Raw genomic sequence first — 18776 nt, forward strand, 5'->3', positions numbered from 1 at the left:
GAATCCTATGAATCCGAAAATAAATAAATTACAAGAAATACAAGCCCAAGCTAAATTAGGCGGAGGGCAAAAAAGAATAGATACACAACACAGCAAAGGGAAACTTACTGCTCGTGAACGTGTAGAATACCTACTAGACGAAGGTTCATTCGAAGAAATCGGTATGTTAGTAACACACCGTACGACCGACTTCGGTATGGATAAAGAAGTATATCACGGAGATGGTGTAGTGACTGGCTATGGAACGATCAACGGTCGCTTAGTCTATGTATTCGCACAAGACTTTACCGTATTCGGAGGAGCACTGTCTGAAACACATGCAGAGAAAATCTGTAAAGTAATGGATATGGCTCTTAAAATGGGGGCGCCAATGATAGGTCTAAACGATTCTGGAGGAGCACGTATACAAGAAGGTGTAAGATCATTAGGTGGATATGCAGATATCTTTTACCGCAATGTACAAGCATCTGGTGTGATACCTCAGCTATCTGCTATTATGGGACCATGTGCTGGAGGAGCAGTATATTCTCCTGCGATGACTGACTTCACAATGATGGTAGAAGGGTCTAGTTATATGTTCGTAACAGGACCTAACGTTGTAAAAACAGTAACTAATGAAGAGGTAACTTCAGAAGAATTAGGAGGAGCAAGTACTCACTCTACGAAGTCTGGAGTAGCTCATACGACATCTCCTAACGACGTAGCCTGTCTAGAGGATGTAAAAACGCTATTGTCTTATATGCCTCAAAACAATATGGAGAAGCCGATGAGTCTTCCTTATACTGCAGGCGAAGAGTATAGATATGAACTAGATGAGATAGTACCTGAGAGCTCTAATAAGCCTTATGATATGAAAGAGGTAATTAATCACATCATAGACGAGGACTCTTTCTTCGAAATACACAAAGACTACGCTGAGAATATCGTAGTAGGTTTCGCTAGACTAGGAGGTAAAAGTGTTGGTATTGTGGCTAACAATCCGATGTTCTTAGCAGGATGTTTAGATGTAAACAGCTCTATTAAAGCTGCTCGTTTCACTAGATTCTGTGATGCTTTTAATATTCCTCTATTAGTCTTAGTAGACGTACCTGGATTCTTACCTGGTACAGATCAGGAGTGGAATGGTATCATCGTACACGGTGCAAAGTTACTGTATGCATTAAGTGAAGCTACAGTACCTAAAGTAACGGTGATTACTCGTAAAGCCTATGGAGGTGCTTATGATGTAATGAACTCTAAACACATCGGAGCAGATATGAACTTTGCGTGGCCAAATGCCGAAATTGCAGTAATGGGAGCTAAAGGGGCTAGTGAGATTATCTTTAAAAAAGAAATAGCAGAAGCAGCAGATCCAGTAGCAAAACTAGCTGAGAAAGAAGCTGAATATGCAGACAAATTTGCTACTCCATACAGAGCGGCACAACGAGGATTCATTGATGAAGTAATTCTTCCTAATGAGACTCGTAGAAAACTGCTTAAGGCATTCTCTATGTTAGAACATAAAGAAGTAAATATGCCAAACAGAAAACACGGAAATATTCCTCTTTAATAAATTCAACAGCCCTTTAGATATTTAACTAAAGGGCTTTTTTTATCTTCCCCTCCCTCCCTACGAAAAGGCTTTCTATTTCCTAATCCTTATGCTCTTATTTCTTAAAACCAGCCTTTATTTTCTTAAAAAAATACCTTTACAAATTAACAACAAAGAAGCAGAAAAGAACATAATATATTATTTTAGCTAAAAACACTTAATTAAATATTAATTTTTAAACATATAAGTATATTTTATTTGTTAAATAAAAACTATATTTGATCTATTAAAATAGAACCACTATGGAAGATAATAAAAACCTAGAAGGGAAGAAAGTTTCTGAAAATACGGAGCATACTCCTCCTCCAGTGCCTTCATCTGAAGAAACTAAACACGACGAATCTATTGTTGATAGAGTAACTTCATCTATCGAAGAGACAGTAGACAACATAGAGAAAGAAGTTGTTGAGCCAATCGTTGAGACGATAAAAGAAGAAGTTGTTGAGCCTGTAGTAGAGGCTGCAAAAGAACTTGAGAGAGAAATAGAGCAAGAGGTTAGATCTACACCTCCTCCTCCACAACAAGGATATAACCAACAAGGATACAATCAACAACAAGCTTATTATCCTCCTATCGTTCCAGAAAAGAATAATCTTGGATTAGCAGGATTTATTTTATCAATTGTTGCAATTCTTCTATTTTGGCTTCCTTTTATAAACGGAATATGCTGGTTATTAGGATTAATTTTCTCTGCAATTGGAGTATTTAAAAAACCAAAAGGATTAGCAATTGCAGGTTTAGTGATTTCACTAATAGGTGTTGTTATCTTTATATTGACACTAACTCTTTTTGCTACAGCAGCAGTCTTAGGTAGTTAAACATATAACATACCCACATACTTTATAAAAAGGTTGTCTAAATAGACAGCCTTTTTTCGTATTTTGCCGAAAAATAAAGAATGAAAACACTTACTGATTTAATAAACATAGAAGAACCAGGAATTGCCCTTATCAATGAATGGCTAAACGATGCAGTAAGACCAATAGCATTATTGCCTCAATACAATAAAGAGGTAGCTGAAGAAGCTCTCTTACAACTTCAAGTAACGACACGCTCTCCACTAGGTGCTATAGTATATGAGACTGGAGGAATACTGATAGACAATGGATGGATCAGAGTACTAGGTGGAGGAACAGAAACGCTACCTTCTAGTTATCAATGGAACAAAGGCAAAACAATAGATCAAAACAATCAATCTAGTGGTTACTATATTATCGCGTTAGATGTCTTAGGTGGCTACTTCTGTATCAATAGTGGAGGCCTAGGAGAGGACATAGGTAAAGTATATTACTTTGCGCCAGATACATTAGACTTTGAACCGCTTGATATCAGTTATTCAGACTTACTTTATTTTTTCATAGCAGGTAATATAGATCAGTTTTACCAAGATTTCAGATGGAATACATGGAAAGAAGACACGGCACAACTTCCACTAGACAAAGCTTTTCATATCTTCCCTCCTATGTGGACTAAAGAAGGAAAGCACATTGATTCTACATCTATCAATCCTATTGCGATTGAAGAATTGTATCAAATCAATAATGACTTTAAAGAAGGTTTAAATAATATAGAAGATAAATATATAAATGAGTAAATTCAATCACTATACAGTCATACCTAATATCCATACACAATCATCAGAATTAGTATTACCATCTGTTGAGGATATTAACAATTGTGAACAAGTACTAAACTTCAACTTTGAAGAAGATTATAAGACCTATATTTTACAATATGGGGTAGGTGTACTAGGAGGCACATATATCCGTATCTATGCTCCTAATCGAATGATAACAGAGAGAAAAGAATGGTTAGAACGAGTAACGCAATACTACTTCTGGGATGATGGTCAAGATGTATTAACTAAAGAACAGGTATTAGAAGGGATTTGCATAGGAGATACTTTTGATGGAGATGAGATTATATTCTATAACAATACCTATTTTGTATTGCCTAGACATGAGGAGAATATCTATGCTTTAGGAAACAATCTATATGATGCAATAGAATGGCTATGTACAAAAGGAATACTTACTGAAGCATTTCCAGAAAGAGAATTTGAACCTTTTAATGAATAATAGCTTTTAAAGATAATCTTAGCACAATATTTGTATTAGTATTAATCTATACAAAGGTTTATTTTAACTTTTAAGCCTTTTATTTATACTTAATTTACAGTACTTTAGTTAAGTATTCTAGGGATGATTTAAACGCTTAACCATTATATATGCAAGACAAAATAACACTTTTAGAAAAGTACTTCGAAACAGGTCTATACGAAGATTTTCACTCTTTACAGAGCGACTTAGTGATCTGGGTAGATTGGAGTGAATACGATGATGCAATAGTAGAATATATAGAAACCTGTCTTCAAACAGGTCATCTATCAGCATCTATAGAAGACCTACCAAATGAGCAACTACAACTAAAGGTAAATTATGACAATAAGATTCATACTCATATTATCGTAGACAGAGATAATACGATTATATGGCTTAACAGTATATTACAGCCTGAGTATGAGATTCGCTTTTGCAAAATATCAGATGGGTCAGATACATTAGCATTCTTACCATTAACTAGAGAACATTGGAGACAATTAGAAACTATCTATACCTTAGAAAAAATAGAAGAACACTTTGAAGCTATTCACAGTGATTCTGTTTTCTTTAATAAGGAATATGATTTTGACGAAGATAGTTTTTTATCATAGAGATACTAAGCACCTACTCTTAAGAGCTAGGTGCTTTTTTATTCAACCTACATAACATCAACCTCATTATTAAAATCTCATTAGAACTTAACAGTATATTTACTTTGAATAAATACAAATTACTATCTTGCGTCATAATTATACAAGGAATTAGTAACTTTGTACTAGTCAATTCATAAACAACCAATTAAAGTGAAAAGAAAAATAGCAATATTTCTTATGGCACTCTTTTTAATTTCGACAACTGAGCTAGGTCAGGTGTTGAAGTTTCCGCTATTGGTTGAACATTACATTGAGCATACGACAAGTAATCCAGATTTATCACTCTGGGGATTCTTACAAATACATTACAGTGAAAGTCATAAAGAAGAAGGAGATCCTATGGATGAGAAACTTCCTTTCGTTACGCACACACACTTTGTAAGTATAGTAGGCATCGTTACCCCTACTCCTATTCTAAAAATAGACCGTATTAAGTTCAATACACTGGACAATAAAATACACGCTTTCAACGAAGATGAAGTTGAGAGTAATTACCTATCCTCTATTTGGCAACCGCCTAAATACTGTTAATACCTTTTCGCAAAGAATAAGTTAGCTTTCTGTGTATCCATACATGGATAAGTTGGCTATACCTATCACGCAATTTTAACGTATTAACAGACTAAAATCATGTTAAATAAAATAATTGAGTTTTCTGTAAAGAATAAACTCATCATTGGGCTATTTGTATTAGCTCTAATCGGTGTTGGTATCTACCAGACATCTAAACTACCTATTGATGCTGTACCAGACATCACAGATAACCAAGTACAAGTCATTACAGTTGCTCCTTCTTATGGAGCTACAGATATAGAGCGGTTAGTAACCTTCCCTATAGAACAAGCAAACAGTAATATTCCTGGTATTAAGAATATGAGAAGTTTCTCTCGTTTCGGATTATCACTAGTGACTATTGTATTTGACGAAGACGTAGATATCTACTGGGCAAGACAACAAGTAGGAGAACGCTTAAATCAAATTAAAGCTGATATCCCACAAGATATTGGACAACCAGAACTAGGTCCTATCTCTACAGGACTAGGAGAGATATACCAGTATGTAGTAAGACCATTAGAAGGATATGAAGACAAGTTTGACCTTACAGAACTGCGATCAATACAAGACTGGGTTGTGCGCCGTCAATTACTCTCTGTTAAAGGAGTAGCCGAAGTCAGCAGTTTTGGAGGAAAACTAAAACAGTATGAAATAGCTGTTAATTCTAACAAGCTAGACGCCTATGGCATCACAATTAACGATGTGTTCTCTGCTCTAGAAAACAATAATGAGAATACAGGTGGGGCTTATATAGAAAAAGGACCTACTGTATTATATATACGAACAGAAGGATTAGTAGCCTCTATAGAAGACATAGAGAATATTGCTATTACTTCTAAAAATACTGAATTGCCTCTTCTAATTAGAGATGTGGCTAAAGTACAGATAGGGCATGCTACACGATATGGCGCCATGACTTATAATGATAAAGGCGAAGTATCAGGTGCTGTCGTAATGATGCTTAAAGGTGAGAACAGCAATGATGTCATCAAGAATGTCAAAGATAAAGTAGCCGAAATCCAAAAGACTTTGCCTGAAGGCGTTGTTATAGAACCTTTCCTTGACCGTACTAAAATGGTTAATAATGCCATCGGTACTGTAGAGACCAATCTAACTGAAGGAGCACTTATCGTCGTATTTGTACTAGTCCTATTCTTAGGAAATATGAGAGCAGGGCTGCTAGTGGCCTCTATTATACCCCTAGCGATGTTATTTGCTATTTGTATGATGAATCTCTTCGGAGTAAGTGGTAATCTAATGAGTTTAGGAGCTCTAGACTTTGGATTAATAATAGATGGAGCTGTAATTATTGTAGAAGCCGTACTCCATCAGTTCTCCCATAACGCCAGGTATAAATCAATGAATAGACTGTCTCAAGAAGATATGAATAAGACTGTAGTACACTCAGCATCTAAGATGATGAACAGTGCAGTCTTTGGTCAGATTATCATTCTTATCGTATACATCCCTATTCTTACATTAGAAGGTATCGAAGGCAAGATGTTTAAACCGATGGCTCAGACAGTAGCCTTCGCCTTATTAGGAGCATTCTTATTATCATTAACGTATGTACCGATGATGAGCTCTCTAATTATGAGCCGAAAAGTTACTCATAAACCTAACTTCTCTGAAAGAGTAATAGCTAAACTAGAAAAGTTCTATCAAAAATGCCTTGTCAAAGTATTAGAAATACCAAAAACAATCTATGCTATTGTGGGAGTCTTATTTGCTATTGCCCTATACATCTTATCTACTTTAGGAGGAGAATTTATTCCTTCTCTTGAAGAAGGAGACTTTGCAGTAGACACAAAAGTACTAAATGGAAGTACTTTAACCACTACTATAGAAAGTACACAAAAGACTGCACATATCCTTAAATCACGCTTCCCTGAAGTAGAGAAAGTAGTGACTAAGATAGGTAGTGCAGAAGTACCTACAGATCCTATGCCTATGGACGCTAGCGATATGATGGTTATCCTAAAAGACAAAAAAGAATGGACATCAGCAAAGACATTTCCAGAACTAGCAGAGAAGATGACTAAAGCATTAGAAGAAGTACCAGGCGTGACTGTCGGCTTCCAATTCCCTGTACAGATGCGTTTCAACGAGCTAATGACAGGTGCTAGACAGGATGTAGTAGTCAAAGTATTCGGCGAAGACCTTGATCAATTAGCAGAAATAGCGGGTAAAATAGGTAATATAGCTAATACTGTAAAAGGAGCAACTAACTTATATGTAGAACCCGTAACAGGAATGCCTCAATTAATGATTGAGTATAACCGCCCTGCTATTGCGCGTTACAGACTATCGATAGCTGAGATTAATAGAATAGTCAATTCTTCGTTAGCTGGTCAAAGTACAGGCATGGTGTATGAAGGAGAAAAGCGTTTTGACATGGTTGTTCGTATGGACGAAACCAACCGAAAAAACCTATCTGATATCGAAAATCTCTTAATCCCTACTCCTTTAGGTAATCAAGTTCCATTAAATCAATTAGCAAATGTAGAAATAAAAGAAGGTCCTAATCAAATCCAACGTGAAAACGCACAGCGTAGAATATTCGTAGGATTCAATGTAAAAGATCGAGATGTACAGAGTATAGTAGAAGAGCTACAAGAAAAAGTAGAAGCACAAATCAAACTACCTACAGGTTATCAAATTACCTATGGAGGGCAATTCGAAAACTTAAACGAAGCAAAAGAGCGATTAGCCATAGCAGTTCCCTTAGCGCTTGTCTTGATATTCCTATTGCTGTTCTTTGCCTTTAGAGATATCAGAGAGTGCTTAATGATCTTTACTGCCATCCCTCTTTCTATCATCGGAGGTGTATTCTTATTAGCGCTTAGAGGTATGCCATTCAGTATTAGTGCAGGAGTAGGCTTTATTGCCTTATTTGGTGTTGCTGTTCTAAACGGGATAGTACTTATTGCTGAGTTTAATAGACTTCAGAAATCTGGAATAAAAAACATTGTATTCATCGTAGTTAGAGGAGCTAAATCTAGACTTCGCCCAGTATTAATGACTGCCTGTGTTGCATCCTTTGGTTTCTTACCTATGGCATTGAGTAACGGTGCAGGAGCAGAAGTACAGCGCCCATTAGCAACAGTAGTAATCGGAGGTCTAATGTTAGCTACATTCCTTACCCTATTTATACTACCGTTGTTGTATATCACATTTGAACAAAAATTACACTTCAGCTTTATGAAAAAGAAAAAAGCGATAACAGCTATTGCTATCTTCTTAGGACTAGGTCTTTCTGCTCAAGCACAGACACCTATAAGTCTAGAGAATGCCCTAGCCCAAGCGATAGAGAATAACAGTACTATCCGTGCAGAAAAACTAAAAACAGAATATGCTAAAGCATTTATTAGAACAGCCACAGATATACAACAAACAACTATCACAGGAGAGTTTGGACAAATAAACGGTCCTTATACGGACAATAAATTCTCTATTGCTCAGGACTTTGCTTTTCCGACGGTATATAATAAACAGAAGAACGTATACAAAGCTGAACATCAACAAAGCATTTATAACCTTAACCTAAAGGGATATGAACTAAAGAAAACAGTCACTCAGAACTTCTATGATTTTATCTATTGGCAAGAGAAGGAGGCACTATTACTACGTGCAGACAGCCTATACGCCAATTTCTACAACAAGGCTACTCTTCGTCTACAAAAAGGAGAGAGCAATATTTTAGAGAAAACAATGGCTCAGAATCAACAACTAAGTATTCAAGCACAATTAGGTGAAGTACAAAAAACAAAACAATTAATCCAACTTCAGCTTCAGTATTTACTAAATACATCTGAGAACATCGTTCCTTCTTTAGAACAGAAGAAGTTAGAACTGTCTAGTCTAGAAAGTGACTTAGAGAATAACCCAGTGCTACAATTGATAGAAAATCAAAAGATAATTGCTCAAGAACAAACTAAACTAGAACGCTCTAAACAACTCCCTAACCTACAAGCTGCTTATAATAACAGTAGCTTTATGGGCATGGCGGCTAACGATGTGTATTACGACAGGAATAATCGTTTCCATTCTTTTCAAGTAGGTATCTCACTACCCCTATTCACTAGTGGGCAGAGAGGTCGTATTAAGAGTGCTAAAGTAGCTGAAGAGGTAGCAGAAGCAGAATACACGATGACTAGAGACCTTATGAACTCACGTTATCAACAGTTGTTAATAGCACATCAGAACAACCAAGATATTCTAAATAAATATGAAAGTTTCTCTTTTGATAACTCTAATACAATTACAAAGACAGCCCAATTACAGTTCATCAACGGAGATATCAACTATCTAGAATATGTGATGCTGATTAACCAAGCTCTAGAAACTGTCAATAAGTACTTAGATACACTAAAAATGTACAATGACAATATCATCCAGATTAACTACTTAACTTCTAATAATTAATAATCATGCTATCTAAATATATCAATACCAAATACTTTGTTCTAGGACTTGCCTTAGCGAGTATCACACTATTCACCCAATGTAAGACAGAGCCAAAAGAAGAAGATCCTATCTCTACAACAGACGAAGACACAACCACTGTACATCTAACTGATGCACAGATGAAGAATACAACTATAGAAACGGGCTCTCTGACTGAGCGCAAAATAGCAACAACGCTAAAACTAAATGGAAAGATAGATGTGCCTCCACAGAACCTCATCTCCATAACTAACCCTCTAGGAGGATACCTTAAGAGTACTAAGTTATTACCAGGTATGCATATCAAAAAGGGTGAACTAATCGCTACGATGGAAGACCCTCAGTATATCCAATTACAGCAGAATTACTTAATCGCTAAGGACAAATATGAGTTTGCAAAACTAGATTACAACCGTCAGAAAGACCTAAACGCAAGTCAAGCGAGTAGCGATAAGGTCATGCAAATCGCGCAAGCAGAGATGAATAATCAACGCATCACGATGAATGCATTAGCACAGCAGTTAAGTTTAATCAACATTAGCCCTGCTTCACTGACTCATACTAACATTAGTAGAACTATTAATATCTACAGCCCTATTAGTGGTTTTGTGAGTAATGTTTTTGTCAATGTGGGTAAGTATGTAACTCCTTCTGATGTAATGTTCGAATTAATTAACCCTACCGATATACACCTAAACCTAAAGGTGTATGAAAAAGACCTTGATAAGCTAGAGGTTGGACAGCGTGTAGTAAGTTATACTAACGGTGCACCAGATAAGAAATATGAAGGAGAGATTATACTAATCAGCATGGATGTAAACACAGATGGAGTATCAGAAGTACATTGTCACTTTGAAGCTTTTGATAAGAAGCTAGTTCCTGGTATGTATATGAATGCTGACATAGATACACACGCAGCTGTATCACAAGCTTTGCCAGAAGAAAGTGTTGTTTATTTTGAGAAACAAAACTATGTTTTTATAGAAACAGCAAAACAAACTTATGAGATGACTCCTGTAAAAATCGGCCCTAAAGAAGATGGATATGTACAAATAATAAACGCAGATCAATTAGCTAATCAGAAGATAGTTACTAAAGGAGCCTACACATTACTTATGAAGTTAAAAAATACAGAAGAGGAAGAATAACTTCACTTCTCATCTACTACCAAAGGGGGTATTATCTAGATAATACTCCCTTTTGCTTTTTACGCAATAAGGAATCACTAATAAACAATATGTCAAAGAACTACACCACAAAGCTACTATTCTACTAACACTGCTTTGATGATATAGACTCTTATGACTATATCTGCCCCTATATGCCCCATAATGGTCGCAACTAATGGGACACTATAGCCTTAAAACCTCAATTATAAAAAAAAATGCTACCCAAAAAGGATAGCACTCTCTAAGTATACTATTTAAAGCCGTAATTAAGGCATTAAAGCTTTTTGATATTTCTCAGCGATAGCTTGGAATCTAGCAGTTTGCTCTTTAGTGATAGTCGATGGGTCAGTTTTTTGTAACTCCTCAGCGATTTTCATTAATTCCTCGCTTACTTTAGTAGCATCAGTAAGAGCTGCAGTGTCTCCAGCTTGTACTTTTTTCATCAAAGCGATGTGCTCATCAGCGATTTTTTCATACTTGTCTAATACTGCATCGTATCCAGAAGCAGCAGGAGCCTCTTCTTTTGCAGGTGCTTCTACTTCAGTTGTAGTAGCCTCTCCTTCTTTTGCAGTTTCTTTCTTCTCACCACAAGCAACAGCTACCATAGCAGCCATTCCTAATACCATAAACGTGATTTTTTTCATAGTTAATTTTGTATATAATTAAACAACCTTTAAATTATTTGGTACTACCCTTATTTACTTAATTATCATAAAGATATGCACCTCATTAAAGACTATGTAAATTTAACACAAATTAACTTACAACAAAATATTTAGTAGAATATTTTTCATTTACCACCCTCATTGACAATAAGTAGCGCTATTTCGCAAAATATTCACACTACTATATTAACATCTGCTCCGCTATTCATAAGGGTTAGCAATATTATAATGTTATTTTTTACTCCTAGCCTACCCTAGTGCATTCTTACTTATTTATAATTCAACTACTTATTTCTCCTTGATTATTACACTACTTTTAACCAAACATCATAATTCTGATGTAATTCATAAAATTATACCAAAATATTCTAATCTAAGTATCGATTATTCAATAGATATCCACTAACTTTAATTTTTCTAAGAGCCTTATCTTCCGATTGAGGCATTTTTTATTTACATAATACAGTAATTCTATTCACTATGAACAGACGTGATTTATTAAAACTATCAGGAACGTTGTTCGCAGGAAGTATCCTTACACAAGGATTTGCAACAACACAAGCATTAGGATCTATTGCAGATTTAGGTTTACCAACATCAGTTGACGACCCGTTATTTTTACACTTTAACGAAAATAGCTTAGGTATATCTCCTAAAGCTAAAAATGCAATTATTGACGTTTTATCTAATGTAAATCGATATCCTGACAGTTATATAAAAGAATTACAACGCACCATCGCTGATATATTTAAGATGTCTCCAGCTCAGGTAACTCTAGGAGTGGGATCTTCTGATCTAATTAGAGCTACAGTGAATTTACAAGTATATAAAGCAATCAAAAATGGGCAGAAAGTACAGCTTATCTCACCAGATCCATCGTTCTTCTTAGCTGCTAGTCATGCAGAAGGCATGGGTATTCCTGTCGTTAATGTACCACTAGATAAGGAGTTCTGTATGGATCTAGCTAAGATGAAGCAAGCAGCAGACAACTTTGATGGCATCTCTATCATCTACTTATGCAACCCTAATAACCCGACAGGGACATTAACTAGCTCTAGTGCTATCACAGATTGGGTGACTAGTGTTGACGCTAAGAAGAACTTCTTTATGGTGGACGAAGCCTATGCAGAATACATCACTGACAAAAGCTTCGTGAGTGGGACTTCTTTTATCAGAGAAGGAAGAGAGAATGTTATCGTATTGCGTACCTTTTCTAAGATATTTGCCATGGCAGGTATGAGATTAGGATATAGTCTATCTACAGAAAATCTAGCGAATGAACTAAGTCCATATATGGCAGTAGAGAACATTAGTATGACTACTGCAGTAGCAGGTACAGCCTCTTTAAAAGACAATGCCTTCATCGTACACAGTAGAGCAGTGAATGCTAATTCTCTTGGTATCACGACAGAGACCTTTGATGCACTAGGAATAGAATATCTACCTAGCCAAGGAAACTTCTTATTCCACAAGATAAAATGTGATCAACAGCAGTATATAGATGGTATGGCTTCAGAAGGCATTATCGTAGGTCGTCCTTTCCCTCCCCTATTACAGTGGAGCAGAGTAACGTTAGGCACACCAGAAGAAATGAACCAATTCTTAGCTGTTATCCAAAAATTCAAGAAGAAAGGATGGGTATAACCTCATCACTAATCTCAATACGAAATAAATAAGCCATGCACAGAATACTTAGTGTCATAACGATGTTAATCTGTACTACATTAGTACACGCTCAATCTGACAAACTAAAAATCAAACAACTCAATGATAATATGTATATATACACTACTTATCAAGAGTTTCAAGGAGTAACATACTCTTCTAATTCGATGTACGTACTGACAGATGAAGGTGCTATTCTAATAGACACACCTTGGGATAAAGATCAGTACGAACCTCTATTAGAGTACATCAGATCGAATCATAACAAAGAGGTTAAATGGGTCATCACTACCCACTTCCACGAAGATCGTTCTGGTGGATTAGGTTACTTTAACAGTATAGGAGCACAGACGTATACCTATGCATTGACCAATGAAATATTAAAAGAACGCAATGAACCACAAGCTCAACATTCTTTTAATAAAGAAAAACAGTTTACCTTTGGCAATGAGAAGTTGGCTGTATACTTTTTAGGAGAAGGACATTCACTAGATAATACCGTAGTCTGGTTTCCAAAAGAAGAAGTATTATACGGAGGATGCCTGATTAAGAGTGCCGAAGCTACCACTATAGGTAATATAGCCGATGGTAACGTGATAGCTTGGCCTAAGACTATCGAAGCCGTAAAACAAAAATTTAAGAATGCTAAAGTCATTATACCAGGACATGATGAATGGGATATGACAGGCCATATCGAGAATACTGAGCGTATATTATCAGCATACAATCAACAACATTCAACTAAAAACGATTAATTAATATAGTAAATCAATAAACTTTAGGTTATTAACACTAAAATGCCAATGGCAGAGTTCCTAATCTTAAAGTCTTTTATTACTTTTGCACTATGGCAAAACAAGATGATATTTTTAAGAACGTTATTTCGCATGCTAAGGAGTATGGATACATCTTCCCTTCTAGTGAAATATACGATGGTCTAAGCGCAGTGTATGACTACGCTCAGAATGGTGTGGAGTTAAAGAGAAACATTAGAGAGTACTGGTGGAAATCCATGGTACAAATGCACGAAAATATTGTAGGAATTGATGCCTCGATTTTTATGCATCCTACCACTTGGAAAGCTTCTGGTCACGTAGATGCGTTTAATGACCCATTAATTGATAATAAAGACAGTAAGAAAAGATATAGAGCTGACGTTCTTATCGAAGACTACTGTGAAAAATTATACCAAAAAGCTCAAAAGGAAATCGAGAAAGCGAAAAAGCGCTTTGGTGAATCTTTTGACGAAGAACAATTCGTAGCTACTAACCCTCGTGTAGTAGAATATTTAGCGAAGAAAAAAGAAATCTTAGAGCGTATGGCTCGTGGTCTTGATTCAGGAGATTTAGCAGATGTAAAAGCACTTATCGAAGAGCTAGAGATCGCTGACCCTGATACAGGTTCTAAAAACTGGACTGAAGTACGTCAGTTTAACCTAATGTTTGGTACGAAGCTAGGAGCTTCTGCAGACTCTGCTATGGACTTATACTTGCGTCCTGAGACTGCACAAGGTATCTTCGTAAACTTCCTAAACGTACAGAAGACAGGTCGTATGAAGATTCCTTTCGGTATCGCTCAGACAGGTAAAGCATTCCGTAACGAGATCGTTGCTCGTCAGTTCATCTTCCGTATGCGTGAGTTCGAACAGATGGAAATGCAATTCTTTGTGAAACCAGGTGAAGAGATGAAGTACTACGAATACTGGAAAGAGACTCGTCATAAGTGGCACTTATCATTAGGAATGGGAGCAGAGAACTACCGTTTCCATGACCATGAGAAATTAGCACACTATGCTAATGCAGCTACTGATATTGAGTTTAACTTCCCATTCGGATTTAAAGAATTAGAAGGTATTCACTCGCGTACTGACTTTGACCTTAAAGCACACGAGAAGTTCTCTGGTAAGAAACTACAGTTCTTCGATAACGAGACCAACACTTCTTATGTACCTTATGTAGTAGAGACTTCAGTAGGTCTAGACCGTATGTTCCTTTCTGTATTCTCTAAATCATTAGTAGAAGAGACATTAGAAGACGGTTCTACTCGTACAGTATTAAGATTACCATCTGTACTAGCTCCTACTAAAGCTACTATACTTCCATTAATAAAAAGAGATGGTCTGCCTGAGTTAGCTCAAGAGATAATCGAAGAGCTTAAATGGGACTTTAATGTAGCGTATGATGAGAAGGATGCAGTAGGTCGTCGTTACCGTCGTGCAGATGCACTAGGTACACCATTCTGTATTACTGTAGATCATCAGTCATTAGAAGATAAGACTGTGACTATCCGTCACCGTGACACGATGAAACAAGACCGTGTAGCAATCGCTGACCTTAAAAACATCATAGAGAACGAAGTATCTATGAGAAACTGGTTAAAGAAAATGATGTAATCCATCATCTACCCTATACACAAAAGCCACTCTGTATCAGAGTGGCTTTTTTTTATATCTATTAAAACCCATTATTCAAAATAACTTGTCCTATAATAGTGGTTTTATATTGTTTAAAATTAACATCGTAATAATTATCTTCTCTCCTCGCTCTTTTATTTTTCAAACGTTGTCTAGCGACATCTACTGGTTTAATATCAAGTAAACCAGACTGTAACATACTTTGTTGAGCTTCTACTGACATCGATCTTCTCTCAAAAGAGTAATACTCCTTAAACTGAATCAAATCATCTAAAAAACAATTATCTATTATAAACATACTTTTTTTAAACTGTTGCATTGTAATTTTTTCTAATATAAGGGCTCTAAATAGTTTACCTACAATTGTTGCTTTACCGACTTCATTAAAACCATCTAAAACTATTAATATCCTTTCAGCTAAATTTTTATATTCCGTTGACTGTTCTATTCTTTCTTGAAATCTTATTTTATCTTCAAGTTTTATAGTCTCTATTTGAGTAAGAAATTCCTTAAGCTCCTCCTCAAAACACTTCTCTTTAAAACGCTTCCTAATATTGTACAATTTATTAAACGTTCCAAGAACGGGAACTTTATCTAATAAATCTGAATCACAAGCAACAGACATTGCAATATCAATATATTCAAAACTTAAATCTCTAACTTCTTTATTCATTTTAATAATATTTTTTATGATGTATTCTTAAAAACTAATAACAAATTCTAATTACAGAACTATTGTTACTATTTTCTTCATCAATAAAGCAGTGATACGAGAAACTACAAATAGATATGAACAAAAGTTTACTATAATCTATTAAATACCTCTTTAAACCTTTATTTCCCTTAATTCTACATAGCTTTTTCACTAACTTCTTAAGAAGAGAAGAGACTACATTTTTTTTTTTTCAAAAACTCCAAATACAAAAACTCTACATCTTCACTATCTAAATCAGGTAAATAACTAATCATTAATGAACACCATTTATCATGGGCATAAATACTCTTATCATCATTATCTTCAGCCAATATTTTTTGTACTTCTATATCAATCACATCAAACAGCTGACTAAGATTGATACGCTCAAAAAGAAGACCTTCTATTAATGACTTACTCAATAACCTAGAAATTCTCTTTTTTGATAATGAGCCTAAATCATTATTTAAAACCTTCTCTAAAACTGATTTTACTATTCCCTTCATATAATTTTCACTTTGAACTAAAAAAATTAAAACATATTATTTTACAACCTCCATTTTGCCTTTTCCGACTAAATCAAAGATACACAATTTTAGCATAAAAAAATGACAATAAATCAGTACAACTAATTGAAAAACAGTTATTTATATGTATATTTGTAAGCTACTTCCTAATCTATTATATGTATATTTGTGCACAAGCCGTAAAAACCACTAAGTAATTAATATTTATAATGATTATAAATATTAATAAAATCATATAATCACGTTTTACATTAGAAATTATTTCAAAAAATCATAGAGAACGAAGTATCTATGAGAAACTGGTTAAAGAAAATGATGTAATCCATCATCTACCCTATACACAAAAGCCACTCTGATATAGAGTGGCTTTTTTTATGTCATTAAGTGTGTACACTATGATTCATGTTGCACTTTACAAAAAATATAACCCATTTTCGGTTCTTCTTTATTAGGAGATTGTTCGGATACAGATTTGATTTAGTTCGGTAAAACACTCTCTAGTCTGAGTAAACACTGGGTATTACCGAACAACTTCCGAACAGTATTAATCCAAAAATGCACATACACTTAATATACAACAAGTTAAAACAGCAATCAAACTCCAAAATAACTTAAAAAAGTCTTTTAAGGGCATAAACTCCAAATAAGGGCAAAAATATTCAACTCCATTCTTATAAATAGATTTAAATAAACAAAAAACACACCCTAATAGATAATATATACAATTATTTAAAAACAATCATCATTACCTCATTCTCATAAAAAACAAAAAATAATGAATTTAATATGCTACATATTGTTTTTATTCAACTAAATACGTTCTTAATCTATATTAACCACTAATACATCTACCCCTCCGTAACTTTGTCCTATAAATAAAGTAAAACAGATTTTTTATGAAAAAGACAATATTCACATTAACTGCAATAACACTAATGACAAGTGCCTTTGCTGATGTAGTAACAAAGGATACTACAACAAAAACTGTATTTCAAGATAAAAACAAAAAAGGCAAAGGATACCAAGCGAGTACAGCTGATAAAAAACTAAAAATAGTAAACCTACACGAGCTAGAAGGACAAGTAAAAGCAGAGATGGATCAGGGTGCCTTTGGGTATATCGTAGGTGGAGCTGAAGACCAGAATAACTTAAAGATTAACACGGAGAACTTCGATAAGAAATACATCATGCCTCGTGTGCTAAAAGGGATTAAACATGAGGATATTGACTTATCTACTTCTCTATTCGGTATTCCTCTAAAAACACCTATCATACAAGCACCAATGGCAGCTCAAGGACTATCTCACGTAGATGGAGAGATAGCTACTGCTAAAGGTATGATAGCAGCAGGATCACTATTCTCGCTTAGTACTTATGGTAACAAAACAATAGAGGAAGTAGCAGAGGGTATTAATGGAGCGCCTTTCTTCTTTCAGTTATACATGAGTAAAAATGATGACTTCAACAAGTTTACGCTTAACAGAGCTAAGAAATACGGAGCTAAGGCTATCATCCTTACAGTAGACTCGCCAGTAGGTGGGTATAGAGAAGAAGATATTAAGACAGGCTTCACTTTCCCACTAGGAATGGGTAACTTAGAGTTATTCGCAGCACAACAAGCTGATGGCAACAAGACTGGTAAAGGAGCTGGTATTACAGAAATATATGCTCAAGCCAAACAAGACTTTAAGCCTTCTGACATTAAGTACGTAAAGGACTTAACTGGACTACCAGTTATCATCAAGGGAATACAGTCACCTGAAGATGCCGAAATCGCCATCCAAGCAGGAGCAGATGCGATATGGGTATCTAATCACGGAGGAAGACAGTTAGATGCAGGGCCATCTTCATTCGATGTACTACCACTAGTAGCTAAGACAGTGAATAAGCGTGTACCTATCATCTTTGACAGTGGAGTGAGAAGAGGGTCTCATATCTTTAAAGCCATAGCTAGTGGAGCAGATATTGTAGCGATAGGACGTCCTATACTATACGCCCTACACCTAGGAGGTAGTCAAGGGGTAACGTCTGTAATCGATCAGTTAAATAAGGAATTGACTATCAATATGTTCTTAGGTGGAGCAAAAAACATCAAAGAAATACAAAATACTAAACTATATACAGATAAAGATTTTCAATTATAATAAACTCCTCTATCCTACTATTAAAGAAAGGATTACGATTAAAAAAAAGAAATAAAAAACCACAATTACACAAGATAAAAACACTTCTTAATGTAGGTTAAGTGCTTAAAGCTAAATGTGGTACTACATTTGTAGTATATAACAGAACAATT

15 protein-coding genes are annotated in these 18776 nt (G+C 35.3%); 12 read left to right on the top strand and 3 right to left on the bottom strand.

Annotated elements, in window-relative coordinates; translation table 11 throughout:
- The first annotated feature begins 7 nt into the window (after positions 1-7).
- The 8 genes from BK054_RS04305 (at position 8) to BK054_RS04340 (ending at position 10495) form a co-directional block, all read left to right on the top strand.
- On the top strand, positions 8-1549 hold the full coding sequence (locus BK054_RS04305; RefSeq protein WP_006262364.1) for an acyl-CoA carboxylase subunit beta: 1542 nt from the start codon (positions 8-10) through the stop codon (positions 1547-1549).
- A 284-nt stretch (positions 1550-1833) separates the two neighbouring features.
- Positions 1834-2409, top strand: a complete 576-nt coding sequence (locus BK054_RS04310) for a hypothetical protein (RefSeq protein WP_006262365.1) — start codon at positions 1834-1836, stop codon at positions 2407-2409.
- An 80-nt stretch (positions 2410-2489) separates the two neighbouring features.
- A complete protein-coding gene (locus BK054_RS04315) occupies positions 2490-3185 on the top strand; it encodes a DUF2625 family protein (protein WP_006262368.1) in 696 nt (231 codons plus the stop codon).
- Complete coding sequence (locus BK054_RS04320) at positions 3178-3669, top strand: SMI1/KNR4 family protein (protein ID WP_006262369.1); 492 nt, start codon at positions 3178-3180, stop codon at positions 3667-3669. Before BK054_RS04315 ends, BK054_RS04320 begins: the two co-directional genes overlap by 8 nt.
- A 149-nt stretch (positions 3670-3818) precedes the next feature.
- Entirely contained in the window at positions 3819-4304 is a 486-nt protein-coding gene (locus tag BK054_RS04325; protein ID WP_006259848.1) for a hypothetical protein, read from the top strand.
- Positions 4305-4523: 219 nt separating this feature from the next.
- Positions 4524-4877, top strand: a complete 354-nt coding sequence (locus tag BK054_RS04330) for a hypothetical protein (RefSeq protein WP_006259849.1) — start codon at positions 4524-4526, stop codon at positions 4875-4877.
- 99 nt (positions 4878-4976) lie between these two features.
- Positions 4977-9326: a CusA/CzcA family heavy metal efflux RND transporter gene (locus BK054_RS04335; RefSeq protein ID WP_071306965.1), complete on the top strand. Its 4350-nt coding sequence runs from the start codon at positions 4977-4979 to the stop codon at positions 9324-9326.
- Positions 9327-9331: 5 nt separating this feature from the next.
- Entirely contained in the window at positions 9332-10495 is a 1164-nt protein-coding gene (locus BK054_RS04340; RefSeq protein WP_006262372.1) for an efflux RND transporter periplasmic adaptor subunit, read from the top strand.
- Positions 10496-10782: 287 nt separating this feature from the next.
- On the opposite strand, the gene BK054_RS04345 is transcribed toward BK054_RS04340, so the two are convergent.
- Positions 10783-11160 (bottom strand): DUF6591 domain-containing protein, encoded by a 378-nt coding sequence (locus tag BK054_RS04345; RefSeq protein WP_006266722.1) that lies wholly within the window; start codon positions 11158-11160, stop codon positions 10783-10785.
- A 501-nt stretch (positions 11161-11661) separates the two neighbouring features.
- On the opposite strand from BK054_RS04345, the gene BK054_RS04350 reads away from it, so the two are divergent.
- The 3 genes from BK054_RS04350 to BK054_RS04360 all read left to right on the top strand — a co-directional run bounded on the left by BK054_RS04350 (position 11662) and on the right by BK054_RS04360 (position 15238).
- Positions 11662-12825, top strand: coding sequence for a pyridoxal phosphate-dependent aminotransferase (locus tag BK054_RS04350; protein WP_071306966.1), 1164 nt, complete (start codon positions 11662-11664; stop codon positions 12823-12825).
- 35 nt (positions 12826-12860) lie between these two features.
- The gene (gene blaMUS, locus BK054_RS04355; protein ID WP_006262374.1) at positions 12861-13601 is read left to right on the top strand and encodes an MUS family subclass B1 metallo-beta-lactamase; all 741 of its coding nucleotides are present in this window, start codon (positions 12861-12863) and stop codon (positions 13599-13601) included.
- Positions 13602-13693: 92 nt separating this feature from the next.
- Complete coding sequence (locus BK054_RS04360; protein WP_071306967.1) at positions 13694-15238, top strand: glycine--tRNA ligase; 1545 nt, start codon at positions 13694-13696, stop codon at positions 15236-15238.
- 61 nt (positions 15239-15299) lie between these two features.
- Here BK054_RS04360 and BK054_RS04365 read toward each other — a convergent pair whose 3' ends face one another.
- Together BK054_RS04365 and BK054_RS04370 are read right to left on the bottom strand one after the other, a co-directional pair.
- Positions 15300-15932 carry a hypothetical protein gene (locus tag BK054_RS04365; protein ID WP_071306968.1) on the bottom strand — a complete coding sequence of 211 codons (633 nt, stop codon included), beginning with the start codon at positions 15930-15932 and terminating at the stop codon, positions 15300-15302.
- Between the two features lie 200 nt (positions 15933-16132).
- Entirely contained in the window at positions 16133-16459 is a 327-nt protein-coding gene (locus BK054_RS04370; protein ID WP_071306969.1) for a hypothetical protein, read from the bottom strand.
- A gap of 917 nt (positions 16460-17376) precedes the next feature.
- Here BK054_RS04370 and BK054_RS04375 point away from each other — a divergent pair.
- Entirely contained in the window at positions 17377-18624 is a 1248-nt protein-coding gene (locus tag BK054_RS04375) for a lactate oxidase (protein ID WP_006259857.1), read from the top strand.
- Positions 18625-18776: the final 152 nt, after the last annotated feature.

It is taken from the genome of Myroides sp. ZB35, from assembly GCF_001865835.1.
GTDB lineage: Bacteria > Bacteroidota > Bacteroidia > Flavobacteriales > Flavobacteriaceae > Flavobacterium > Flavobacterium odoratimimum.